The 20,531-nt window shown below is 67.8% G+C and carries 26 protein-coding genes and 1 tRNA gene; 10 read left to right on the top strand and 17 right to left on the bottom strand.

From position 1 onward, the window contains the following. Positions 1–62 precede the first annotated feature (62 nt). On the bottom strand, positions 63–362 hold the full coding sequence (gene rpmB / locus Q0053_RS08680; protein WP_298098861.1) for a 50S ribosomal protein L28: 300 nt from the start codon (positions 360–362) through the stop codon (positions 63–65). 191 nt (positions 363–553) lie between these two features. Between rpmB and Q0053_RS08675 the strand changes: the two genes are divergently transcribed. After that, positions 554–1,012: a DUF3617 family protein gene (locus Q0053_RS08675; protein ID WP_298098859.1), complete on the top strand. Its 459-nt coding sequence runs from the start codon at positions 554–556 to the stop codon at positions 1,010–1,012. Between the two features lie 3 nt (positions 1,013–1,015). Here Q0053_RS08675 and Q0053_RS08670 read toward each other — a convergent pair whose 3' ends face one another. Continuing rightward, positions 1,016–1,384 (bottom strand): hypothetical protein, encoded by a 369-nt coding sequence (locus tag Q0053_RS08670; protein WP_298098856.1) that lies wholly within the window; start codon positions 1,382–1,384, stop codon positions 1,016–1,018. Positions 1,385–1,532: 148 nt separating this feature from the next. On the opposite strand from Q0053_RS08670, the gene Q0053_RS08665 reads away from it, so the two are divergent. Then, on the top strand, positions 1,533–1,895 hold the full coding sequence (locus Q0053_RS08665; protein WP_298098853.1) for a cytochrome c: 363 nt from the start codon (positions 1,533–1,535) through the stop codon (positions 1,893–1,895). A 57-nt stretch (positions 1,896–1,952) separates the two neighbouring features. On the opposite strand, the gene Q0053_RS08660 is transcribed toward Q0053_RS08665, so the two are convergent. The 6 genes from Q0053_RS08660 to Q0053_RS08635 form a co-directional block, all read right to left on the bottom strand. Further along, complete coding sequence (locus tag Q0053_RS08660; protein WP_298098850.1) at positions 1,953–2,516, bottom strand: CarD family transcriptional regulator; 564 nt, start codon at positions 2,514–2,516, stop codon at positions 1,953–1,955. Between the two features lie 326 nt (positions 2,517–2,842). Further along, on the bottom strand, positions 2,843–3,184 hold the full coding sequence (fdxA, locus tag Q0053_RS08655) for a ferredoxin FdxA (RefSeq protein ID WP_298098847.1): 342 nt from the start codon (positions 3,182–3,184) through the stop codon (positions 2,843–2,845). Positions 3,185–3,254: 70 nt separating this feature from the next. Next, entirely contained in the window at positions 3,255–3,539 is a 285-nt protein-coding gene (locus Q0053_RS08650) for an RNA-binding S4 domain-containing protein (RefSeq protein ID WP_298098844.1), read from the bottom strand. Further along, the gene (locus tag Q0053_RS08645; protein WP_298098841.1) at positions 3,536–6,019 is read right to left on the bottom strand and encodes a helicase-related protein; all 2,484 of its coding nucleotides are present in this window, start codon (positions 6,017–6,019) and stop codon (positions 3,536–3,538) included. Before Q0053_RS08645 ends, Q0053_RS08650 begins: the two co-directional genes overlap by 4 nt. Before the next feature lie 54 nt (positions 6,020–6,073). Beyond that, complete coding sequence (locus Q0053_RS08640) at positions 6,074–6,679, bottom strand: 2-hydroxychromene-2-carboxylate isomerase (RefSeq protein ID WP_298098838.1); 606 nt, start codon at positions 6,677–6,679, stop codon at positions 6,074–6,076. Then, a complete protein-coding gene (locus Q0053_RS08635; RefSeq protein ID WP_298098835.1) occupies positions 6,679–7,413 on the bottom strand; it encodes an SDR family NAD(P)-dependent oxidoreductase in 735 nt (244 codons plus the stop codon). Before Q0053_RS08635 ends, Q0053_RS08640 begins: the two co-directional genes overlap by 1 nt. 337 nt (positions 7,414–7,750) lie before the next feature. Here Q0053_RS08635 and Q0053_RS08630 point away from each other — a divergent pair. Next, a tRNA-Arg gene (locus tag Q0053_RS08630) sits at positions 7,751–7,827 on the top strand. A 163-nt stretch (positions 7,828–7,990) separates the two neighbouring features. Here the strand turns inward: Q0053_RS08630 and Q0053_RS08625 are convergent. Further along, positions 7,991–8,398 (bottom strand): DUF983 domain-containing protein, encoded by a 408-nt coding sequence (locus tag Q0053_RS08625; RefSeq protein ID WP_298098832.1) that lies wholly within the window; start codon positions 8,396–8,398, stop codon positions 7,991–7,993. Positions 8,399–8,484: 86 nt separating this feature from the next. After that, entirely contained in the window at positions 8,485–8,850 is a 366-nt protein-coding gene (locus Q0053_RS08620) for a hypothetical protein (RefSeq protein WP_298098829.1), read from the bottom strand. A 140-nt stretch (positions 8,851–8,990) separates the two neighbouring features. On the opposite strand from Q0053_RS08620, the gene Q0053_RS08615 reads away from it, so the two are divergent. Beyond that, positions 8,991–11,816 (top strand): hypothetical protein, encoded by a 2,826-nt coding sequence (locus Q0053_RS08615; RefSeq protein WP_298098826.1) that lies wholly within the window; start codon positions 8,991–8,993, stop codon positions 11,814–11,816. A gap of 28 nt (positions 11,817–11,844) precedes the next feature. Here the strand turns inward: Q0053_RS08615 and Q0053_RS08610 are convergent, their stop codons facing one another. From Q0053_RS08610 to Q0053_RS08600, 3 genes are all read right to left on the bottom strand, one after another. After that, positions 11,845–12,123, bottom strand: coding sequence for an HU family DNA-binding protein (locus tag Q0053_RS08610; protein ID WP_298098823.1), 279 nt, complete (start codon positions 12,121–12,123; stop codon positions 11,845–11,847). Between the two features lie 118 nt (positions 12,124–12,241). Further along, positions 12,242–13,051 carry a flagellar type III secretion system pore protein FliP gene (fliP, locus tag Q0053_RS08605; protein WP_298098943.1) on the bottom strand — a complete coding sequence of 270 codons (810 nt, stop codon included), beginning with the start codon at positions 13,049–13,051 and terminating at the stop codon, positions 12,242–12,244. 74 nt (positions 13,052–13,125) lie between these two features. After that, positions 13,126–13,404 (bottom strand): flagellar biosynthetic protein FliO, encoded by a 279-nt coding sequence (locus Q0053_RS08600; RefSeq protein ID WP_298098941.1) that lies wholly within the window; start codon positions 13,402–13,404, stop codon positions 13,126–13,128. Between the two features lie 127 nt (positions 13,405–13,531). Between Q0053_RS08600 and flgB the strand changes: the two genes are divergently transcribed. From flgB to fliE, 3 genes are read left to right on the top strand one after another with little or no spacing between them, the layout of a single operon-like run. Next, the gene (flgB, locus tag Q0053_RS08595) at positions 13,532–13,936 is read left to right on the top strand and encodes a flagellar basal body rod protein FlgB (protein WP_298098820.1); all 405 of its coding nucleotides are present in this window, start codon (positions 13,532–13,534) and stop codon (positions 13,934–13,936) included. Positions 13,937–13,950: 14 nt separating this feature from the next. Next, positions 13,951–14,370 carry a flagellar basal body rod protein FlgC gene (gene flgC, locus Q0053_RS08590; RefSeq protein WP_298098817.1) on the top strand — a complete coding sequence of 140 codons (420 nt, stop codon included), beginning with the start codon at positions 13,951–13,953 and terminating at the stop codon, positions 14,368–14,370. A 10-nt stretch (positions 14,371–14,380) separates the two neighbouring features. After that, positions 14,381–14,680, top strand: a complete 300-nt coding sequence (gene fliE / locus Q0053_RS08585) for a flagellar hook-basal body complex protein FliE (RefSeq protein ID WP_298098814.1) — start codon at positions 14,381–14,383, stop codon at positions 14,678–14,680. 6 nt (positions 14,681–14,686) lie between these two features. Here the strand turns inward: fliE and Q0053_RS08580 are convergent, their stop codons facing one another. The 4 genes from Q0053_RS08580 to folE form a co-directional block, all read right to left on the bottom strand. After that, entirely contained in the window at positions 14,687–15,526 is an 840-nt protein-coding gene (locus Q0053_RS08580; protein WP_298098812.1) for a 2OG-Fe(II) oxygenase, read from the bottom strand. 62 nt (positions 15,527–15,588) lie between these two features. Further along, complete coding sequence (locus Q0053_RS08575) at positions 15,589–16,746, bottom strand: acyltransferase (RefSeq protein ID WP_298098810.1); 1,158 nt, start codon at positions 16,744–16,746, stop codon at positions 15,589–15,591. 59 nt (positions 16,747–16,805) lie between these two features. Next, on the bottom strand, positions 16,806–17,507 hold the full coding sequence (locus Q0053_RS08570; RefSeq protein WP_298098808.1) for a hypothetical protein: 702 nt from the start codon (positions 17,505–17,507) through the stop codon (positions 16,806–16,808). Positions 17,508–17,544: 37 nt separating this feature from the next. After that, positions 17,545–18,135, bottom strand: coding sequence for a GTP cyclohydrolase I FolE (folE, locus tag Q0053_RS08565; protein WP_298098805.1), 591 nt, complete (start codon positions 18,133–18,135; stop codon positions 17,545–17,547). 193 nt (positions 18,136–18,328) lie between these two features. Here folE and fliQ point away from each other — a divergent pair, with 193 nt between their 5' ends. From fliQ to flhB, 3 genes are read left to right on the top strand one after another with little or no spacing between them, the layout of a single operon-like run. Continuing rightward, positions 18,329–18,592: a flagellar biosynthesis protein FliQ gene (fliQ, locus tag Q0053_RS08560; protein ID WP_298098802.1), complete on the top strand. Its 264-nt coding sequence runs from the start codon at positions 18,329–18,331 to the stop codon at positions 18,590–18,592. Positions 18,593–18,612: 20 nt separating this feature from the next. Beyond that, complete coding sequence (gene fliR / locus Q0053_RS08555; RefSeq protein WP_298098799.1) at positions 18,613–19,383, top strand: flagellar biosynthetic protein FliR; 771 nt, start codon at positions 18,613–18,615, stop codon at positions 19,381–19,383. Beyond that, positions 19,376–20,452, top strand: coding sequence for a flagellar biosynthesis protein FlhB (gene flhB / locus Q0053_RS08550; protein ID WP_298098796.1), 1,077 nt, complete (start codon positions 19,376–19,378; stop codon positions 20,450–20,452). The genes fliR and flhB overlap by 8 nt, the downstream gene beginning before the upstream one ends. Positions 20,453–20,531 lie beyond the last annotated feature (79 nt).

The raw sequence follows: 20,531 nt of genomic DNA, 5'->3' as shown, positions 1-20,531 counted from the left end.
TCGCGCAAACAAAAAGGCCGGTGTTTCCACCGGCCCTTTCAAATCTCAGTGCTGTCGCCCGATCAGGCGGCGGCGGCCTGTTCGGCGATCTTGGCCTTGACCTGACGCTTGATGCGCTGGGCGGCCAGCGACAGCTGCTCGTCCTTGGCCTTGACGATGAAGGGGTCCAAGCCGCCCTTGAAGTCGAGGGTGCGCAGGGCGGCGTTCGAGATCCGCAGGCTGAAGGTCTGGCCCAGGGCTTCCGAAGCGACCTTGACCGTCTTCAGCGACGGCAGGAAGCGGCGCTTGGTCTTGATGTTCGAGTGGCTCACGCTGTGGCCGACCATCGGGCCGATACCGGTGAGTTCGCAGCGACGCGACATGGGACTATCCTTCGGGTGCGGTCCGCTGAACGGTGGACGCATGAAACAGGTACGCGCGGAAGCCGACCGCGCGAGAGGGGGGCGTATAGAGGAGGTGGACGCGTTTCGTCAAGGCTCGACGGCCGTTCAGCCACCGTTCAATTCCCGCCATATACTGATGCAAAATGAAAACTCGCATTTCCGGGGACGTCATGACCACCACCCGCCTTATCGCTGTCGCCGTGCTCGCCGGAGCCGCCCTGCTGGCACCGTCTGCCTCGACCATGCCGGCCTCGCCCCCGCAGGCGGCCGCCGACACCGTCCTGCCGGGCTACTGGCAATACACCACCAGTGCGCTCGGCATGCGGGACACCGAAACCAAATGCGTCCGACCCAGCGAAATCAATCGCTTCTTCGGCGGACTGTCGACCCGGCGCTGGCAGTGCACCTATCCGGTTCGCGAGGTCGGCAACGGCAATGCCCGGTTCGAGGGCACCTGTCAGGACCGCAAGGGCCGTCGCGTCAATGTCCGGCTGCGGGGCCCCTATGCCCCCGAGAGCTTCCGCTTCAACGGCGGGGCCCAGCTCGCACGCGGAACGCCCTACATCCCGGCCAGCATCACCGCCCGCCGGATCGCGGCCCAGTGCCCGGCCGATGCCGAGTATTTCTGAGACTCAGACCTCGACGACCCGCGCCACGACATAGGTGTGCTGCTCGCCCGAGGGCAGGGACAGGCTAACATATTCGCCGGCGGCGAACCGCTCTTCACCGAAGCGGAAGCCGACGGCGTCTCCGGCGTCAGCTTCGTCCATGTCCAGCAGCCACCGCCCACCCGGACCGTGGCGGAGCTGCCCCTGGCTGACAGTCTGGTTGCCCGAAAAGCGACGGACATGACCGCGGCCCGGCTCCGCGCGCTGGGTGTCCCCGTCCAGTCGGCCGTCCGCGTCCAGCGGGGCGACGATGTCATAGCCCTCGTCCGGCGCGCCTGCAGGATGGCCGGGCTCACGGGCGAGCTCGAGCCGGATATGGTGGAACTGGGTCATGGCGTTCTCCCGTTGAACAGGCGGTGGCTCCGACAGGTGCCGGAACAGGCGCGCGTCCGCTTTGTTATGGAACAACGCCTTGAACGCATTTGTGGTCCAGGCAGGCGCGGGGCGTCCTTGCGACGACGCTCGTCCGGAGAGTCAGGACATGACAGGTCGACTGATCGCCCTTGTGGCGGTGCTTGCACTGAGCGGCTGCGCCGGCCAGGCCGTCCACCAGAACGGGACCGAACCCGTCGTCATGGGATCGGCGGAGCGCGGCGGCGTGCTGGTGCGCGACAAATGCGCGGGCTGCCATGCGGTGGAGCGGACCGGCGTCAGTCCGATGGCCTCGGCACCGCCGTTCCGCACCATGGGCGTGAAATACCCCGTAAGTGACCTCCAGGAGGCCTTCGCCGAGGGCCTGGTTACCACCCACCCCGCCATGCCGGCCTTTGAGCTCCAGCCGGCCGAGATCGCCGATCTGATTGCTTATCTCGAAAGCGTCTCCGGGACCGGCCCGGGGAGCTGAATTGCAAAAGGCCCGGGATCGCGCCCGGGCCTTTCGTCAGTCAGCGATGTCGCCGGATCAGGCGGCTTCGGCCTCTTCGGCGGCGTCTTCAGCGGCTTCGGCGGCGGCGATGACTGCCTTCTTGGCGCTCAGCGACTTGGACAGCAGCTGGACGGCGGCGTCCTTGTCGATGCGGTTGGCGGCGGCGACTTCGCGGGCCATGCGATCCAGCGCCGATTCATAGAGCTGACGCTCCGAATAGGACTGTTCCGGCTGGCTGTCGGCGCGGTGCAGGTCGCGGACCACCTCGGCGATCGAGATCAGGTCGCCCGAGTTGATCTTGGCTTCATATTCCTGGGCGCGACGCGACCACATGGTGCGCTTGATGCGGGCGCGGCCCTTCAGGGTCGTCAGCGCCTTGGTCACGACGTCGTCGGCGGCCAGCGAGCGCAGGCCGGCCGTCTTGGCCTTCTTGGTGGGGACGCGCAGGGTCATCTTCTCGTGGTCGAAGGTCACCACATAGACTTCCAGCGACATGCCGGCGACTTCCTGGACCTCAACGGCCGCGACCTTGCCGACGCCGTGCGCCGGATAGACGACCGCGTCGCCAACCTTGAATTCCAGTCCGGTCTTGTTCGTCATGTCATTCCTTTCCCGGCGCAGGGAGGGCGGGACGCAGACACCGAAGACACCTGTGCGCCCCGACGACGGCTTCCCGTCAGCGGCGCGGCAGTTTCAGGCTTCAACTGTGGAAACGGATCACCAAACCTCTGGCCGACCCCGCCTTCGTGGGCGGAGTTCTGTCGCAAACGCGGGCGGCGCGAGAAAATCGCTGAACCGCCCGACCCAATGACAGGAACCTATCACAAAATTGCGGAAATTCAAAACGTCCGCAACATCATCGTGCGCAGCACGGGAAAGCCCGACCGTATCGGAGCCGGGAGGTGGTCGGTGTTGTGCCGGCCGGCTCAGGAACCCTTGCCGGGCTTTTCAGAGAAGTATTTCTCGAACTTGCCGGTCTCGCGCTCGAATGCCTCGGCGTCGGCGGGCGGTGTGCCCTTGACCGTGATGTTCGGCCAGACCTTGGCATATTCCGAATTTATGCTCAGCCATTTGCCGTCCGGCTCGTCCTCGGTGTCGGGCTTGATGGCGTCGACCGGGCATTCCGGCTCGCAGACGCCGCAGTCGATGCATTCGTCGGGTGCGATGACGAGGAAATTCTCGCCCTCATAGAAGCAGTCGACCGGGCAGACCTCGACGCAGTCCATGAACTTACATTTCACGCAGGCGTCGGTGACGATGTAGGTCATGAGGCGGTCTGGGGCGCTGTCGGCTGGCGGGAGGAACGGGCAGGGCAAATGGCCCCGCCGGGGGACGCTGTCAACCGAGGGGTTGCCGCAGTCCGTAGAGCGCCCGCGCCTCTTCCGCCGGGCCGCGCCTTTCGCCAAACCCCTCGACGGTCAGTTCAACCAGCCGTCCCCCCAAGGCAAACACCAGGGTGTCGCCGATGTGGACGGTGCGGCTGGGCTTGTCGAGCCGGGTCTGGACCCCGTTGTGGGTCAGCCGCACCGCACCCCGTTCGACCATGGCGGCGGCCAGCGACCGGGTCTTCGCGAACCGTGCCCGCCATAGCCAGACATCGATGCGGCAGCCCGTTTCGCTCATCCGGGGGCGCGGGTCCGGCGGGGGCGTTTGCGTTTCGCCCGGGGCGGCACAGCCGGCTGGTTCAGTGAGGCCAGGGCAGCGAAGGGCGAGTCCTTCACCGCCTTCGGCCGGTCGTCGCGGTCCGGCTTCTGTGCGCGGGACGCCTTGAGCGCCGCCGTCAGGATCTTCGCCTCGTCGAGCGAGACGCCCAGAGCCGCCAGATCGGCCTCGTTCAGCACCCCCTTGCCGGCCGCCTGCCGTTCGGCGAGCGACTCCAGCATCTCCACCCCGGCCGCCACCTTGCCGATGGCGCGCAGGCCGAACGCCGACAACAGGCGCGGCGAGGGCGGCGTCGCGGGGAGGGCGGTCAGGGCCGTCATGCCCGGCCGGAACGACTCCCGGGCGACAAAGGCCTGGGCCAGGGCCCGCGCCCGTGGCTTCAACAGCCCGGGCAGCCACACCGAATGGACCCCCATCCGCACGGCGAAGGTCCGCAGGGTGCGCCGCTCGACCTGGCTCAGGGCGGCCAGATCGCGCTCGACCGCGCGCCGGTCGATGACCCCGCCCGCCTCGATCAGCCGGAAGGCGATCCCGCGCGGCAGGCCCTTCAGCGCCCCGCTCTCGACCGCGCCCTTCAGCCGCGCCAGCGGCTTCAGCGCCCGCCCGGCCTCGGCGGCCAGCCAGGCCTCCAGCCGCCGCTGCGCCCGCTCGCGCGCCGCCGCCGGTCCCAACTCCCCCAGCAGCCGGACCCGCGGTGCGAACCAGTCGCCGCCCGTCACCTGACCCGCCGCCACGCCGCGCCAAAGCACCGCGCCGTCGGGCGACACGGCGAAGGCCCCATCCTCGTCCGCCGCGAGCCGGCCCAGCCGCCGGGCGATCTCGGGCGTCACCGCCTGCCGTGCCGCGTGCCGCAGGGCCCGGTCCTCCAGCGCGCTGGAGCCCTTGTCGAGGCGGAACTCCACCCCGGTCAGTTGCCCGACCGCATGGCCCTCGACGATGACCGCGCCGCCCGCCTCGACCTCGGCGACCGCATCCTCGGTGACGTTCAGGGCCCGCATCAGGGCGGTCGTGCGCCGGTCGACGAACCGCGCCGTCAGCCGCTCATGCAGCACATCGGAAAGACGTTCCTCGAGCGCCTTGGTCTTGTCGCGCCAGCCCTGGGCCTGATCCAGCCAGTCGGGCCGGTTGGCGATATAGCTGAGGGTCCGCACCCCGCTCAGCCGCGCCGACAGCTGGTCGATCTGGCCGTCGTCGCGGTCCAGTTCGGCGAAGCGCGGCGCGAACCATTCGGCCGTCAGCCGCCCGCGCTTGCCGGTCAGGGCCTGAAAGATCTCCTTCGACAACCGCCCATGCTCGTCCAGCGTGGTCTTCTGGAAGTCGGGCAGCTGGCAGGCCTCCCACAGCCGCATGATGGCCCCACGCGAGCGGCCGATACGAGCCACCTCCTCGTCCTTGATCAGCCGGCGCAGCAGGGTCTCGTCCAGCGCCGGCTGGGTCAGGTTCAGCCCCCGCACCCCGGGGCTGATCGTCAGCGAGCGCAGCAGGTCCGGCAGGGTGTCAAAGTCGAGCCGCGCATTGCGCCACTCGGCTCCCTCGACCGGATCGAACCGGTGTTCGACCACCTGTTCGACCAGATCCTGATCCAGCTCCGTCGCCTCGCCCGTGACGCCGAAGGTGCCGTCGCGCAGGTGCCGCCCGGCCCGGCCCGCGATCTGGCCGATCTCATGGGCGTGCAGCCAGCGGGTTCGCCGTCCGTCGAACTTCCTCAGGCCCGCGAAGGCGACATGGTCGACCTCCATGTTCAGCCCCATGCCGATGGCGTCCGTGGCCACCAGAAAATCGACCTCGCCGGACTGGAACAGTTCGACCTGGGCGTTGCGGGTGCGCGGGCTCAGCGACCCCATGACCACGGCCGCCCCGCCGCGCTGGCGCCGGATCAGCTCGGCGATGGCATAGACCTGGTCGGTGCTGAAGGCGACGATGGCGCTGCGGGCGGGCAGGCGGGTCAGCTTCTTCGACCCGGCATAGCTCAGGGTCGACAGCCGCTCGCGCGACACGATCTCCACATCGGCGACCAGTGACCGGATCAGCGGCGCCATCGTCCCGGCGCCCAGGAACATGGTCTCGAACCGCCCGCGCGCATGCAGTAGCCGCTGGGTGAAGACGTGGCCCCGCTCGGGATCGGAGACCAGCTGGATCTCGTCCACGGCCAGGAACTCGACCTGACGCTCCAGCGGCATGGCCTCGACGGTGCAGACGAAATAGTGGGCTCGCGGCGGGACGATCTTTTCCTCGCCGGTGACCAGGGCTACGGCGGCGGCCCCGCGCCGCTTGACGATCCGGTCATAGATCTCGCGCGCCAGCAGCCGCAGCGGCAGGCCGATCATGCCCGAGGCGTGACCCAGCATCCGCTCGACCGCCAGATGGGTCTTGCCGGTATTGGTGGGCCCCAGAACCGCGACGACGCGCGAGGGGGCCTGTCCGGTGCCGCGGTCACTCATGATGGGAACAAGGTGGCGATTCGCCGGCCTTTCCTCAAGCGAAGCTGTGGGTGACTACTGGGCGGACAGCAGCGCCTCCAGCTGATCCAGCCGTTCCTTGCCGAAGAACATCTCCTCGCCGACGAAGAAGGTCGGCACGCCGAAAACGCCGCGCGCGACCGCCGCCTCCGTATTGGCCGCCAGCCGCGCCTTGACGTCATGGGTCTGGGCCCGGGCCATCAGGTCCGCACCGTCCAGCCCGGCTTCATCCAGCACCGACTGCAAAACCGCAGGATCGCCCATCGCCAGACCGCGCTCCCAGAAGCCTGCTGAAACCGCCTCGACATAGCGGTCGAAATCCGGTCCGGGCTCGACCGCGCAGAGGCCGCGCATCGCCGTCAGGCTGTTGATCGGGAAGTTCGGGTTCATCCGGAAGTCGGTCAGGCTGTAGCGGGTGACGAAGCGCCGGATCTCCAGCATCTCATAGTCCAGCTTCCCCTTGACGCCGCCGAAGGCGACGAAGGGGGCCTGGTTGCCCGTCGCCTTGAAGATCCCGCCCAAGAGGCAGGGGATCAGGTTGACGGAGGCACCGGTCCGTTCCGCGACCCCCTTCAGCCCATGGTGCGCGAAATAGCCGTTAGGGCTGGCGAAATCGAAGATGAAGTCGATGGCACGGGTCATCACCAGTTTTCCTTCCATGGGCGCAGGTCCAGCTCGAACGTCCAGGCGCTGCGTTGCTGCTTGTGCAGCCAGACATAGTTCCGGGCGATCTCGTCGGGTTTCAGGATCGCATCCTCGTCCAGCAGTGACTGGATGTCCGGTGCGATGGCGCGGGCAAAGGTGCCGTCTATCATGCCGTCGACGACGACATGGGCGACATGGATCCCCTTCGGTCCCATCTCCCGGGCCAGGCTCTGGGCCAGCTGGCGCAGCGCCGCCTTGGCCCCCGCGAAGGCGGAAAAGCCCGCGCCGCCCCGAGTGGAGGCGGTGGCGCCGGTGAACAGGATCGTCCCCTTGCCGCGCGGCGTCATGACCCGCGCCGCCTCGCGTCCGGTGAAGAAGCCGGCCAGCGCGGCCATCTCCCAGACCTTGGAATAGACCTGGGCCGTCGTCTCCACGACCGGGAAGCGCACATTCGCCCCGATGTTGAAGACCACGACCTGCAGCGGCCCGATGTCGGCCTCGATCCGGCCGACCAGGGCGATCATTTCCGCCTCATTGCGCGCATCGACACCGAAGGCATGGGCCTCGCCGCCCTCGGCCCGAATGGCGGCGGCGACCGCCTCCAGCGCCTCGAGATTGCGGGCGCGGCGGGTGATACAGACCGCCAGGCCTTCCCGGGCAAAGGCGCGGGCTATGGCCGAGCCGACGCCGTCCCCGGCGCCGACGATCAGGCAAGATGGCTTCAGCGACATGAGGCTTCCCCCGGGTTCGCGAGACCGTTTCATATCAAAACTAAGTCGTCAACGCGGACGGCCCCGGACATCGACCTGTTGCCGAAGCGACGGCCGCAGGGCCGGCTTAATGGGGCGGGGCGTCCTGACGGAACAGGGGCGAAACGAATCAGGACCGAATCACCGACACCGGCCGATTCGGCATTTGTTCACCCCAACATATTGTATCTAAAGACGGATTAACCACAATCGGAATTCCTGATGTTCCAGCCTTCGCCGGGCCGGAACAGAAAATCAGAACGCAGGGCGCGCGCAGACGCTTCCCCGCCGCGTCGCCAGCCGCTAGTTCAGCCTGCGTGGCCCCGTAGCTCAGCCGGATAGAGCAAGGCTTTCCTAAAGCAGAGGTCGGGGGTTCGAGTCCCTCCGGGGTCGCCACTCACCGCTTGCGCTGGATGATCATCACGGTGGCCATCACCAGGATGACCGCCGGCACCAGGATCAGCAGCCACGACAGAATGCGTTCGATAGCCATGGCCACGCCCCTCCCCGGGACGGGCGCAAGGGGCGCGTCATCGGCGCGGAAGTCAAACGGCGCTGTTCAGCGCCATTTCGAGCCCTCGCCGTGCTTGCCGTTGCTCTCGAACACCGGCGGCGCGGCCTTGTGGATGAATTGCTCCGACACCAGCCAGCCCTTGAGCGGGCGCAGCACGGCCAGACAGCCGAGGACCAGCAGGGGCATGGTCACGACCATATGCACCCAGATCGGCGGATGCACCGTGAACTCGAACCACATGAACAGGGCCATGCCGATGATCCCGACCGCAGTCATGCCGAAGAAGGCCGGGCCGTCCGCCGGTTCGGCGAAACTGTAGTCGAGGCCGCAGGCCGGGCAGGCGTCACGGATGGTCAGAAACCCCGTCAGCAAGGGCCCCTCGCCGCAGCGCGGACAGCGGCAGCGCAGGCCGGTCGAAAGGGTGTTCAGGCGGGGGTACTGGGGCTCGGTCACGTTCGGTTCCTGACAGGAAGGCCGGGTCTCATGTCGGCTCGCGGCTGTCGCACCGCAACCGACCGCGGTGTCGCGGGCAGGCCCGCTCAGGTCGCGGGCTCGCCCCGGGCGGCATTCCAGACGAAGACGAAGTCCCGATGCTCCGCCCAGGTCTGGCCTTCGATCCGGTCGCCGTCGAGACAGGCGGCTGAGTGATAGGGGCCGGCCCCGTCGGTGGTGCGGAAGGCGACGCAGACCCGGCCGTTCTGGGCCTTCCAGCGCCCGGCCTCGATCGTGCTGTCGTAGAAGTCGCCGCTGACCGTTCCGTCGGCGGCCAAGGTCAGGTGCATGGCCTTCACATAGGGCTCGGCCGGATCCGCGGAAAGGTCGACGGCCCAGGCCCCGTTCATGGCATCGGGCGTCGGCCCTGAGAGCTGAAACAGCGCGGCGGCGAGCAGGGGCAGCAGGGACATGAACATCTCCGGTTCGGGGCCACAGCTACGCCTTGCGCAGCGGCCCGGACGCCGTCAATCGGTCATGATCCGTTAACCGCCCTGAAAGGCCCCTCGCGCGAGTATGCGCGCGTATGTCCGGGGCCGCCGCCAGAAAACGCATGCTCAAGACCTCCGTGGCCGCCGCCGCGGCGGGTGCGGTGCTGTTCGCGCCCCTGACACCGCTGGCCCAGGAGTCCTCCGCCCCGCTGGATCCGATCGCGATCCGCATCGGCTCCAACGCCGAATTCACCCGGATCGAGTTCGCGGGTGTCATCGGTGCCCGGTCGCAGGTTCGGCGGGACGGCCGCAACGTCATCGTCCGCATCGGCTCGACCGCTGCGCCTGACGTATCGCGGCTCAAGGTCGATCCGCCGCGCGGCGTGGACAAGGTTGAGACCCGGGCCGTCCGGGGCGGCACCGAACTGGTCCTCACCCTGGCCGAGGGGGCGGACGCCCGCTCCGGCTCGGCAGACGGCGCGGTCTGGCTGAACCTGTATGAGACGGCCCCCGCTGCCGGTCCGGCCGAGACGCAGACCGCGGCGGCCGGAACCGTGCCGGTCACGGCCGTGGCGACCCCTGCCCAGGTCAGCCTGTCGTTTGCCTGGCCCACGCCGGTCGGAGCCGCCGTCTTCCGGCGCGGAGAGGCCGTCTGGGTGGTGTTCGACAAGAATGCCCGCCTCGACATGCCGGTTGCCGGACAGCTCGGCCCAGTTACCGATGCCCGCTGGACCGCCGGGCCCGACCATATTGCCCTCCGCATTGCCGCCCCTGAAGGCCTTGCCGTTTCCGCGGCGGCGCAGGGCTCGACCTGGACCGTGACCATCGGCGGCCAGCCCCCCGCCGTTGAAGGCGTCTCTGTCGATCGGGACGATGACGGGGAGCCGGTCCTTGTCGCCCGCATGGCCGGTGCCACCCGCGCCGTCTGGCTGACCGATCCGCTTGTGGGCGACCGCTTCGCCGCCGTCACGGCCCTCGCACCCGGCAAGGGCTTTGCGGACCGTCGCCGGACCATAGACCTGTCCCTGCTGCCGACAGCCCACGGCCTGGCCGTCGAGACCCCGGCCAGCGATCTCGCCATCCAGGCCGATGGCGATCTGGTCACCCTCAGTCGGCCGGGCGGCCTGACCCTGTCACCGCCGTCGGCTGCCCTCGAGGCGGCGGCTGCCGGGGGCGACGCGCCTCGTCGGGCGAAACATCCCGCCCTGATCCTGGCCGAGTGGGCCGAGGTCGGTGAAGAAGGCTTCACCGCCCGCCACCGCCGTCTCCAGGATGCGGCGGTCAAGGAATCCATGGCCGCCGGCGACGATCCCCGGGCACCCGCCGAGGCGCGCTTCGCCCTGGCCCGATTCCTGGTGGGCTCCGGCCTCGGCTATGAGGCGATCGGTGTCCTGAACAGTATCGTCGCCCAGGCCCCCAGCATGGTGGGTGAACCGGAGTTGCGCGGCCTGCGCGGTGCCGCACGCGCCCTGATCGGCCGGATGGAAGAAGCCCAGGGCGATTTCGCCTCCGCCGCCGTCGCCGCCGACCCGGCCTCGGCGGTCTGGCGCGGCTATATCGCATCGACCCAGGGCGACTGGGAGTCAGCCCGGCAGGCCTTCGACGCCGGGGCTACGGCGGTGGACGAGTTTCCCGCCGAATGGCGCGCCCGTTTTGGTGCCGCCCACGCCATGGCGGCGCTGGAGCTGGGTGACCTCGACGGTGCCCGGGCCCTGCTGGCCTACAGCTTCAGCCAGAACGCCCCCGCGGCGGACCAGCTCACGGCCCGTCTGATTCAGGCCCGGCTGTTCGAATTGGTCGGCCAGCCGGAGCGGGCCCTGGCCGTATACACCGCCATCAGCCGCGCACCCCTGGACGCGGTCTCGGTTCCTGCCAAGCTTGGGATCGTCCGCCTGTCCCTGGCCAAGGGAACGATGAAGGCTGATGCCGCGGCCCGCGAGCTGGAGGGGCTCCGCTGGCGCTGGCGCGGCGACGCCACGGAACTGGCTGTCATTCGACAGTTGGGTCAGCTCTATCTGTCGCAGGGCCTTTACCGCGAAGCCTTGACCGCCCTGAAAGGCGCCGGCCCCAATCTGAACCGGCTTGAGGGGGCCGCCGAAATCCAGGCGGATCTCGGTGCCGCCTTCCGCATGCTTTTCCTGGAGGGCGGGGCCGACGGCCTTCAACCCGTGCAGGCCCTCGGCCTGTTCTACGACTTCCGCGAACTGACGCCCATCGGTGCCGACGGCGACGAAATGGTGCGCCGGCTGTCCCGCCGTCTGGTCGACGTCGACCTGCTGGATCAGGCGTCGGAGCTGCTCAAATACCAGGTCGAGAACCGGCTCGAGGGTGTGGCCAAGGCCCAGGTGGCGACCGATCTCGCCGCGATCTATCTGATGGATCGCCAGCCCGAACCGGCCCTGCAGGCGATCTGGGCCTCACGCACGACCATCCTGCCGGCCCCCCTGAACGCGGAGCGCCGGGCGCTGGAGGCCCGCGCCCTGATGGATCTGGGCCGGTTCGATCATGCACTTGAGGTGCTGGGCGACGACGCATCACCCGAGGCCCGTGAAGTCCGCGCCGAAGTGTTCTGGAAACAGCGGAACTGGGCACCGGCCGCCGCCATCTATGAGGGGCTGCTGGGCGACCGCTTCCGCAATCCCGCCGCCCTTAGCGCCGGCGAGGAGGCCCGCCTGATCCGCGCGGGGGTCGGCTATTCCCTGAGCGATGACCCCGCCGCCCTGGCCCGACTGTCGCGCAACTATCAGCCGTTCGTGGCCGGTGCGCGGGCGAAGACCGCCCTGACCATCGCCCTCGACAACGACGCGGACGGGGGTGCCTTGCCGGGGGACTTCACCAGCCTCGCCGCCTCGGCTGACACCTTCGCCGGCTGGGTCGCGGCCGTGAAGGCAGAACTCAGAACGAAAACGGGCGGGAACCGACCCGCGGCACCCGCCCGTCCTGCATAAGGATTCCCCGGCGAACCGGGGAAGGATCCTACTTGTTCACGGCATCCTTGAGCGGCTTCGACACGCGGAAGCGCACGGCCTTCGATGCGGCGATCTTGATGGTCGCACCGGTGGCCGGGTTGCGGCCTTCACGGGCCGCACGGGCGGCCGTGTCAAACACGCCGAGGTTCGAGATGCGGACATCGCCGCCGCCGATCAGCGACTTGTGGATGTTCTTGACGAGGGCGTCGAGCACGCGGCCGGCATCGGCCTGGCTGACACCAGCGTCCTTGGCGACGGCGGCAATGAGTTCTGCTTGGGTAGTCATATGGGTCGTTTCCCGATGAAAGCTCGTCCCGATTCAGGGACGATGACGGATGGATTGACGCCGCTTTTGCCTCCCTTGGCAAGCGACTTCGGCGCTGTAACCCCCACGGGGTGGGATTCTATCCGCTTCCTGACGCTCTCTGGAAGCTCTCGACCAGGCTTCCGGCGACCAGTCGCCAGCCGTCCACGAGCACGAAAAAGATCAGTTTGAACGGCAGGGAAATGACCACCGGTGGCAGCATCATCATACCCATGGACATGAGCACGCTGGAGACCACCAGATCGATCACAAGAAACGGAACAAAAAGAAGAAATCCGATTTCGAAGGCCCGCTTCAACTCACTGATCATGAAGGCCGGAGTGACCACGCGAAGCGGGAGATCCGCGGCGGCTGTCGGGGCCTCCAGATTGGACAGCCTGACGAACAGCGCGAGGTCGTCCCGGTCCACCTGTGCCAGCATGAAAGTCTTCACAGGTTCTGACGCCGCATCGAAGGCCTGGGGCAGCTCCATCTGCTGATCCAGCAGCGGGCGGATGCCCGAATCATAGGCGTCCTGCCAGGTCGGAGCCATGACGATGGCGCTCAGGAACAGGGCCAGGGAAACCAGCACGGCGTTCGGCGGTGACTGCTGCATGCCCAGGGCCGTGCGCAGCAGGGACAGCACCACGATGATCCGGACGAAGCTGGTCGTCATGATCACGATCGACGGGGCCAGCGAAAGGACGGTCATCAAACCGATCAGCTGCACCACCCGTTCGGTCAGACCCGAACCGGTACCGAGGTTCACATTGATGGCGGCTCCGGCCCCTCCGCCCGCCGCCAGGTCCTGGGCCAGGGCCGCCAGCGGCCACAGCAGACAGAAGCCGGTAGTGATCAGCGACAGGATCGCCGCGCGCTTCAGCTCTGCGCGGGTGGGGAGCGCGAAGATCTTCTCCCTTCCCCCCGTCGTCGACCTGCGCCGACCATCCTGCCCCGCCGGGGGAGGGCAAAAGCCGGTGCCCTTCACTGGTCTGACTCCGGCCCGCGCGGTTCGATCAGCTCGCGACCTTCGCCGAGGATCAGCAGCCGCTCCTCATTGTCGATCCTGACCAGCACCAGCCGGCGGGCCGGATCCAGCACCAGGGTCTCGACCACGCTCATCCGTCGCTGGCCGCGTTCGGCGCTGATCCGGGCCAGAAGCTGCGGCAGATAACGCCGCGACGCCCAGGCGACGAAGCCGATAATGCCGAGGGTGAAGGCGAGGGCAAAAATCCCCCTGGCGAGGTCGAGGAAAAAATTCATGCCCCAGATTTCGGCGATCATGGTTAACGCCCCATTGAGATAACCCCGTGTTAACCATGCAGGCGGCAGTTTCTGCCCATCCCGGAGAGGCGATCCGCGTCTCTCGCGCCGGGATTGGGAGTCGCCCGTGGGCTTCACCGACCTGCCACTGCTCAGCCAGATCAAGGGCCGCCTGACCTGGCTGGACGAGCGACAGCGCGTCATCGCCCAGAACGTCGCCAATTCCGACACCCCCGGCTATGTCAGTCGTGACCTGCAGCAGCCGACGGATTTCGCCCGTGCCCTCGCCACCGGCGGCGGGCTCCGGATGGTCCGAACCAGCGCCATGCACATCGCCCCGCCCGGCCCGACGGCGCGGTTCGAGAGTCGGAACGCGCCTGATTCGGAAACCACGCTCGACGGGAACTCCGTCGTCGTCGAGGAGCAGATGCTCAAAATGGCCGAGAGCCGAATGGCCTATGATGCGGCGATCGGTTTCTACCAGAAATCCATGCAGATGCTGCGCATGGCCGCCCGTCCCCCCGGCCGCTGATCGAGGAATAGCCTATGCCCGACCCGATCCCACCCCGCAATTCGGCCATGGCCGTGGCCGCAAGCGCGCTGCAGGCCCAGCAGTCACGCATGCGGATCATCGCCGAGAACATCGCCAATGCGCAGTCGACCGCCCAGGTCGCCGGCGGCCAGCCCTATCGTCGCCAGGTTCCCGTCTTCCAGGCGCGCGAGATCAACGGCGTGACCGGCGTCTCCCTGGCCGAGGTCCGGCCGGACATGGGCGACTTCAAGACCGAATACGATCCAACCCATCCGGCGGCCAATGCCGAAGGCTATGTGCTGCGGCCCAATGTCGACACCCTGGTCGAGGCCATGGACATGCGCGAGGCCCAGCGGGCCTATGAGGCGAACCTCAATATCATCGAGACCGCGCGGTCGATGGATGCCCGCACCCTCGACCTGCTCAAGAAATAGGGACTGACCGATGAACCCCTTGGCCGCAGCGCGCGCCTATTCGGCGATCCAGGGCTCGGATATGCCCACCGCCCCCACCGGCGCGGCGCAGCCGTCCGGCTTCGCCGAAATGCTGACCAGCGTCATGGGCGACATGACCCAGTCCTCGCGCGCCGCGGAGTCCCAGATGACGGCGGTGGTTCAGGGGCAGGGCAATCTGATCGACGTGGTCACCGCCATCTCCTCGGCGGAGGCTTCGCTTGAGACGGTCATGGCGGTCCGGGACCAGGTCATCCAAGCCTATCAGGAAATCATGCGGATGCCGATCTGACGGCGCTCAGCCGTTGGGCGCCCGCCCGCGCAGCCATTGCGACAGCACCCATTTCTCGCCGGAAACCGGCGGCAGACCCGCATGGCGCGTGCGCCGGTCGATGGAGCCGTCCGGCAGGGTATTGGCCCAGAGCAGGGCGTCGCCCTTGCGCCCCCGATGCCTCAGGTCGCCGGCTTCGAACGCCGTCTCCCCACCCTCGAAATCGTCATTGAGAAACACCAGGCAGGTCGCGATCCTCTGCCCACGCCCGGCGAGGTCGGCGGCGTAGCCGGGCAGGGCGGGATCCAGCCAGTCGACGTGCCAGTCGAACGACTGGCCAACGGCATAGTGCAGCACCTGGGTCCATTCCAGGCCGGGGACCGGCAGGCCGGCCGCCCGCGCGATCCGCTCGCGCACGACCGCCAGCACCACATCCATGTGCTCGAGGGTGAACTGCGCCGCCGCATTGGTCCGCGCGCCCTCGCGCCTTCCGCCGCCCGTCTCCGGATCATAGACCAGCGCCGGCTCCGTCATGGCCGCGGCCCTGTTCCTCAACCAGTCGCAGACGCCATCCGGCAGAAACCCCTCAATGGCGAAGATGGCCGGTCCCGGGCTCAGGCTTCGTGGCGCAGGCGCGGTCAGCCAGGCGGTCAGATCGATTCCGGCAGGACCCGACAGCAGGGCCAGTTGCTGCCCGGCCGTCGGGTGTCCCAGCCTCGCCGCCTGCTCCAGCCGGCCCAGAGCTCCGGGCCAGTCCTTCGGCAACCCCAGCCCGATCGCCGTCAGCACCGCCAGCCGGTGCGCGGCAGCGGCGTCTCCGGTGTCAGCCGCCGCAGCGAGGGCGAGGGGATCATGTGGGTCCGGCATGCTCACAGCACTCTTCTATCCCAATTCCGGCCCGGCGCGACCCGCGTCCGCCGTTTGCTGTCTCAGCCTTTCAGCGGCACACCCGGCCCGGCTACGGCCATCAGCCGCGACCGCAGCCGTGACCGATGCGTCCGCCAGGCGCGGATCCGGTCCTGGATCGGCGTATCGACCAGCGCATGGAACAGGAAGGCGAAGGCAAAGGCCGCGAGGATACCCAAGCCCCACAACCCCCACTGGACGGCGACGGGCAGGGCGAATTTCGCGATCATCACATTGACCACCCCGAACCAGGCGATCCGCACGACCTCATTGGTGATGAACATCGAGAACGAGACCTGCGCCGCCCTCTCCACCCATTTCGAGGGTCGCGGCGTGGGCACGGCACCGGCAGCCAGGATGATGGTCGCGATACAGGCCAGCGAAATCAGGGCGTGTTTGTCGAAATACTGGACGAAGGCCAGCATCAGGGCTGCGCCGATCCCGGCCCAGCCCGCCAGCTTCGGCGCGATCCAGACCTTTTCGGCGAACCATGCCAGGGCCATACCGAGGAAGAACAGCGGCAGGGCGCGGAAGAAGCCGAAGCCCATCGGCATCTGGTAGACGGGATAGCCAAGCAGGCTCCAGGTCAGCTGGTTGGCGATCAGATACCCGCCCAGGCCCAGGGCCAGCACGCTCCAGGGCCCCAGCCGGGCCAGACCCCTCAGGATCCACGGGAAGGCCAGATAGCAGCCGATCAGGGCCGAGACCGACCAGCTGGGTGAGTTCCAGCCGTAGCCGCCCGGAATCCCGAACGCCTGCACCAGCCCAAGCTGGGCCGGCAGCTGGTCCCAGGCGAACCATTCCGGTGCCCGCGGCCCGACCCCGATGGCCGTCCCCCCGACGACGAGGGCGACCAGACTCAGCCCCATGATGATGTGCGCGGGCCAGACCCGCAGGAACCGCTTGGCGAAGAAGTCGCCGGCGGACATCCGGCCCCCGGCGACCGAGCCGCCATAGACCCGCATCAGCACATAGCCGCTGTCGATGAGGAAGAAGTTGGTGAGCAGGAACCCGCCGCGCTCGAAGACCGGGTGCAGGCCCTCGGCCAGGGGGATCGGACCCGAGTCCTGGAAATGGTGCAGGATGATCAGGCCGGCCACAATGAAGCGCAGCGCGTCCAGCCAGCCGCCGCGCGCTATCGGCAGTGTCTCGTTTCGGGTCGAAATCGCGGTCCAGGCCATGGAAGACACCTCTTCTGAGGCGAATTCCGCAAGGACCGGGCCGCGTCAGCCTGCGCCGCTCAAGCCCGGTTGCAAACGTAGATCGTGCAGGTCGAGGCGCTGCCGGTCAGGGGATTGTCGAAGGCGACGACCTCGGCCCGGACCTCGACGAACACGGCTTCCAGCAGGGCGATGAAGGCCGCGTCGGGTCCCTCGTCCGACCACATGGCGAACACCCCGCCGGCGGCGATGCCCTCCCTCAGCCTTCGCAGTCCGGGCTCGGTGTAGAAGCGCGCGTGTTCGGGGTGGAGCAGGGCGCGGGGTGAATGGTCGATGTCGAGGAGTACGACGTCATGGCGATCCCCCGGGGCGCGCGGCGTGTCGAACCAGCCGAAGAAGTCGCCGAGCCTGAGATGGCAGCGCGGCTCCTGTCCGAGACTCTCACCCAGGGGCACCAGTCCGGCCTCGTGCCATTCGATCACCGGGGCGAGGGCGTCGACGACATCGACTGACGTGACCCGGGTGTCGGCCAGCGCTGTGCGGGCCGTGTAGCCCAGGCCCAGACCGCCCACCAGGACCCGTAATGGCCCGCTCTTCGCTGCCGCCAGGCCCCGGACGGCCAGTTCGGTCTCGCCCACCGTGAACAGGCTGGACATCAGATGCTCTTCGCCGAGTATGACCTCGATCACATCGGCGTCGATCGCTGCCACCCAGCGCCGCCGCAGGATCAGCGGCCCCATGGCGGTCGCACGATAGTCCAGTTCCTCGATCAGCCGGCCCATGCCGCGCACGCTCCCCGGCCGGCGGTTACCCGGACCGTCACCCCGGCACCAGCCGCAGGAACTCTTCCCGGGTCCGCGCGTCGTCCCTGACCACGCCGCGCAGGGCGCTGGTGGTCAGGCTCGTGCCCGGTGCGTCGACTCCGCGCAGGGTCATGCAGCTGTGCTCGGCTTGAATGACCACGCCGACCCCCTGCGGCCGGAGCACCTCCTCGATGGCATTGGCGATCTCGGAGGTCATCTTCTCCTGGATCTGCAGGCGGCGGGCATAGCCCCGGACCACCCGCGCCAGTTTGGAGATGCCGACCACCCGGTCGGTCGGCAGATAGCCGACATGGGCAAAGCCTACGACCGGCAGCATGTGATGTTCGCAGAAGCTGACGAAGCGGATGTTCTTCAGCACGACCAGCTGATCATAGCCGCCGACCTCCTCGAAGGTCCGCTCAAGATAGGCCCGCGGGTCCACCTCATAGCCGGCGAAAAGCTCGCGATAGCTGCGCGCCACCCGCGCGGGGGTGTCCAGCAGCCCTTCCCGGTCGGGGGTGTCACCCGCCCATTCGATCAGGGTGCGCACGGCGGCTTCGGCATCAGACTGGGTGACGGCGGATCGGGGAGCGGACGATTTTCTCATCCGACCAGACATAGGGGGTCGAGGGTCGAGGGTCGAGCGTCGAACCGGGGGGGGGCAACCGCCCTGACACTCGCCTGTGGGCACCCGGTCCGGCCGCGCGGCACCGACGGTCACCCGTCAACCACTTCTTGCTAACGCGCCATTAACCACGCTCCCGGCATTTTCTGCCCGGTATCCCCGGAGTTTGATTTCAATGAGCGGCACGGAAGTGATGGATGTAGGGCGCGACGCCCTCTGGCTGACGATCCAGCTGTGCGCGCCCGTCCTGCTGGTCGGCCTGGTCGTCGGCGTGGTGATCGGCCTGTTCCAGGCTCTGACCCAGATCCAGGAACAGACCCTGATCTATGCGCCCAAGATCATCGCCATCTTCGTCAGCCTGCTGCTGTTCCTGCCGCTGATGGGAGCGCTTCTGGGCGGCTTCATGCGGACGATCGCGGCACGCATCGCCGGCATGTGATCGTCATGGGACACCTGTAGGTGGAACCCTGGGCGACATCGGAGCAGGTTTGGCAGGGTGCACTGATCTTTTCCCGGATCGGCGCCGTCCTGCTGATGCTGCCCGGCATCGGTGAAAGCTATGTCTCGCCGCGCATCCGCCTGTCCCTGGCCCTCGCTGTCACCCTGGTCCTGTGGCCGGTGATCGTCGGCGGCCTTCCGGCCTTGCCCGCGACCGTGAGCGGCATGGCGGGATGGGTCATCCGCGAGGTGATCGTCGGCCTCATGATCGGCGCGCTTCTGCGGTCTTTCCTGACCGCCCTGGCCACGGCGGGCGAGATTGTCGCCCTTCAGACGACCCTCGCCTTCGCCCAGACCGCCAGCCCGATGCAGGCCCAGCCCGGCTCGACCATCGGGGCCTTCCTGATGCTGCTGGGCACGGCCATGATCTTTGCGACCAACACCCACCATCTGTTCATTGCCGGGCTGGTCGGATCCTATGACCTGATCCCCCTGGCCGGGCCCCTGCTCACGGGGGACTTCGCCACCCTCGCGATCCGCACCCTAGGCGACGCCTTCATGCTGGGGGTTCAGTTGTCCGCCCCCCTGCTGGTCTTCGCCCTGATCTTCAACCTCGCCTCGGGTCTCGTCGGCCGGGTGATGCCGTCATTCCAGGTCTTCTTCGCCGCCGCCCCGCTCAGCATCCTGCTGGGCCTGTCGGTCTTCGCCCTCAGCCTCGGCGTCGTCGGAACGGTCTTCATCGACCGCTACCGCGCCCTGGCCAATGTCTTCGTCGGAGACGCCGGTGGCTGATACGCCGGATCCCGACTCGAAGACAGAAGAGGCCTCCCCACGAAAACTTGAGGAGGCCCGCAAGAAGGGGGATGTCGCCAAGTCTCCCGACGTCGCCGCGGCCCTCTCCCTGGCCGGGGCGGCCGCTGTCGTATTGATGTCCGGCGGCTGGTTCGCCAGCTCCATGGCTCAACAGCTTCGGCCCTTCATCGCGGCTCCGCACACCATGCTGGGAGGTCTCGAGGCCGGAGCGGGCGTCGAGATCGGCATCATGGCCGTCTGGGCCATGGTGCCTTTTCTCGGAACGGTCATGCTGGCCACGATCATCGGCGGCGTCGGCGGCAATGTCGCCCAGTCCGGCCTGCTGTTCACGGCCGACAAGCTGAAACCCGACTGGTCGAAGGTGAACCCGCTCAAGGGTTTCCACCGGATCTTCGGGCCGGACGGCCTTGTCCAGTTCCTCAAGACCTTTCTCAAACTGCTGGCGGTCGGCCTGATCTGCTGGCTGGTGCTGAAGCCCCATGTGCGTGAGCTGGAGAATATGGCGGCCATGCCGCCGGCCCTGATCCTGCCGGCGGCGCGTGACCTGGCCGTGGCCCTGATGATGGCGACGATCATCTTCCTGGCCTTTACCGCGGGCGCGGACTTCCTCTGGCAGCGATTCCGCTTCGCCGAGCGGATGAAGATGACCAAGGAAGAGACCAAGGAAGACTACAAACAGTCCGAGGGTGACCCGCACATCAAGGCCAAGCTGCGCCAGATCCGGCACCAGCGCAGTCGACAGCGGATGATGCAGAACGTGCCCGGAGCCACGGTCATCGTCACCAACCCGACCCACTATTCCGTCGCCCTGCGCTACGAGCCCGGCGAGGGTGATCCCGCACCCATCTGCGTGGCCAAGGGTGTCGACGCCCTCGCCCTGCGGATTCGTGAAGTGGCGCGGGAGCACAATGTCCCGATCGTCGAGAACGTGCCCCTAGCGCGTGCCCTCTACGCCGCCGTCGACATCGATGAAACCATCCCGCGCGAGCATTTCGAAGCGGCCGCAAAAATCATCGGCTTCGTCATGCAGAAGCGCAAAAAGCGGTGATTGACCAAGGGTCTTAACCCCGCATTTACCACGCGCCCGGCATTTTCTGCCTGGCGGGCGTCTGTAAAGACCCGTGAGT

Source organism: Brevundimonas sp. (genome assembly GCF_027487935.1).
Classification (GTDB): Bacteria; Pseudomonadota; Alphaproteobacteria; order Caulobacterales; family Caulobacteraceae; genus Brevundimonas.
The sequence above is the reverse complement of the archived record's forward strand: the minus strand, read 5'-3'. Positions and strand labels throughout refer to the sequence as shown.

Bases quoted from the DNA above. Each gene is read 5' to 3' on its own strand.
- Q0053_RS08660 (WP_298098850.1), bottom strand. From the start codon at position 2,516: ATGACGAACAAGACCGGACTGGAATTCAAGGTTGGCGACGCGGTCGTC.
- Q0053_RS08610 (WP_298098823.1), bottom strand. From the start codon at position 12,123: ATGACTACCCAAGCAGAACTCATTGCCGCCGTCGCCAAGGACGCTGGT.
- fliE (WP_298098814.1), top strand. From the start codon at position 14,381: ATGAACCCCTTGGCCGCAGCGCGCGCCTATTCGGCGATCCAGGGCTCG.
- Q0053_RS08645 (WP_298098841.1), bottom strand. From the start codon at position 6,019: ATGAGTGACCGCGGCACCGGACAGGCCCCCTCGCGCGTCGTCGCGGTT.
- folE (WP_298098805.1), bottom strand. From the start codon at position 18,135: ATGAGAAAATCGTCCGCTCCCCGATCCGCCGTCACCCAGTCTGATGCC.
- fliQ (WP_298098802.1), top strand. From the start codon at position 18,329: ATGAGCGGCACGGAAGTGATGGATGTAGGGCGCGACGCCCTCTGGCTG.
- Q0053_RS08635 (WP_298098835.1), bottom strand. From the start codon at position 7,413: ATGTCGCTGAAGCCATCTTGCCTGATCGTCGGCGCCGGGGACGGCGTC.
- Q0053_RS08570 (WP_298098808.1), bottom strand. From the start codon at position 17,507: ATGGGCCGGCTGATCGAGGAACTGGACTATCGTGCGACCGCCATGGGG.
- fdxA (WP_298098847.1), bottom strand. From the start codon at position 3,184: ATGACCTACATCGTCACCGACGCCTGCGTGAAATGTAAGTTCATGGAC.
- Q0053_RS08600 (WP_298098941.1), bottom strand. From the start codon at position 13,404: ATGAATTTTTTCCTCGACCTCGCCAGGGGGATTTTTGCCCTCGCCTTC.
- flgC (WP_298098817.1), top strand. From the start codon at position 13,951: ATGCCCGACCCGATCCCACCCCGCAATTCGGCCATGGCCGTGGCCGCA.
- Q0053_RS08615 (WP_298098826.1), top strand. From the start codon at position 8,991: ATGCTCAAGACCTCCGTGGCCGCCGCCGCGGCGGGTGCGGTGCTGTTC.
- Q0053_RS08580 (WP_298098812.1), bottom strand. From the start codon at position 15,526: ATGCCGGACCCACATGATCCCCTCGCCCTCGCTGCGGCGGCTGACACC.
- Q0053_RS08675 (WP_298098859.1), top strand. From the start codon at position 554: ATGACCACCACCCGCCTTATCGCTGTCGCCGTGCTCGCCGGAGCCGCC.
- Q0053_RS08650 (WP_298098844.1), bottom strand. From the start codon at position 3,539: ATGAGCGAAACGGGCTGCCGCATCGATGTCTGGCTATGGCGGGCACGG.
- Q0053_RS08670 (WP_298098856.1), bottom strand. From the start codon at position 1,384: ATGACCCAGTTCCACCATATCCGGCTCGAGCTCGCCCGTGAGCCCGGC.
- rpmB (WP_298098861.1), bottom strand. From the start codon at position 362: ATGTCGCGTCGCTGCGAACTCACCGGTATCGGCCCGATGGTCGGCCAC.
- Q0053_RS08575 (WP_298098810.1), bottom strand. From the start codon at position 16,746: ATGGCCTGGACCGCGATTTCGACCCGAAACGAGACACTGCCGATAGCG.
- Q0053_RS08665 (WP_298098853.1), top strand. From the start codon at position 1,533: ATGACAGGTCGACTGATCGCCCTTGTGGCGGTGCTTGCACTGAGCGGC.
- Q0053_RS08620 (WP_298098829.1), bottom strand. From the start codon at position 8,850: ATGTCCCTGCTGCCCCTGCTCGCCGCCGCGCTGTTTCAGCTCTCAGGG.
- Q0053_RS08640 (WP_298098838.1), bottom strand. From the start codon at position 6,679: ATGACCCGTGCCATCGACTTCATCTTCGATTTCGCCAGCCCTAACGGC.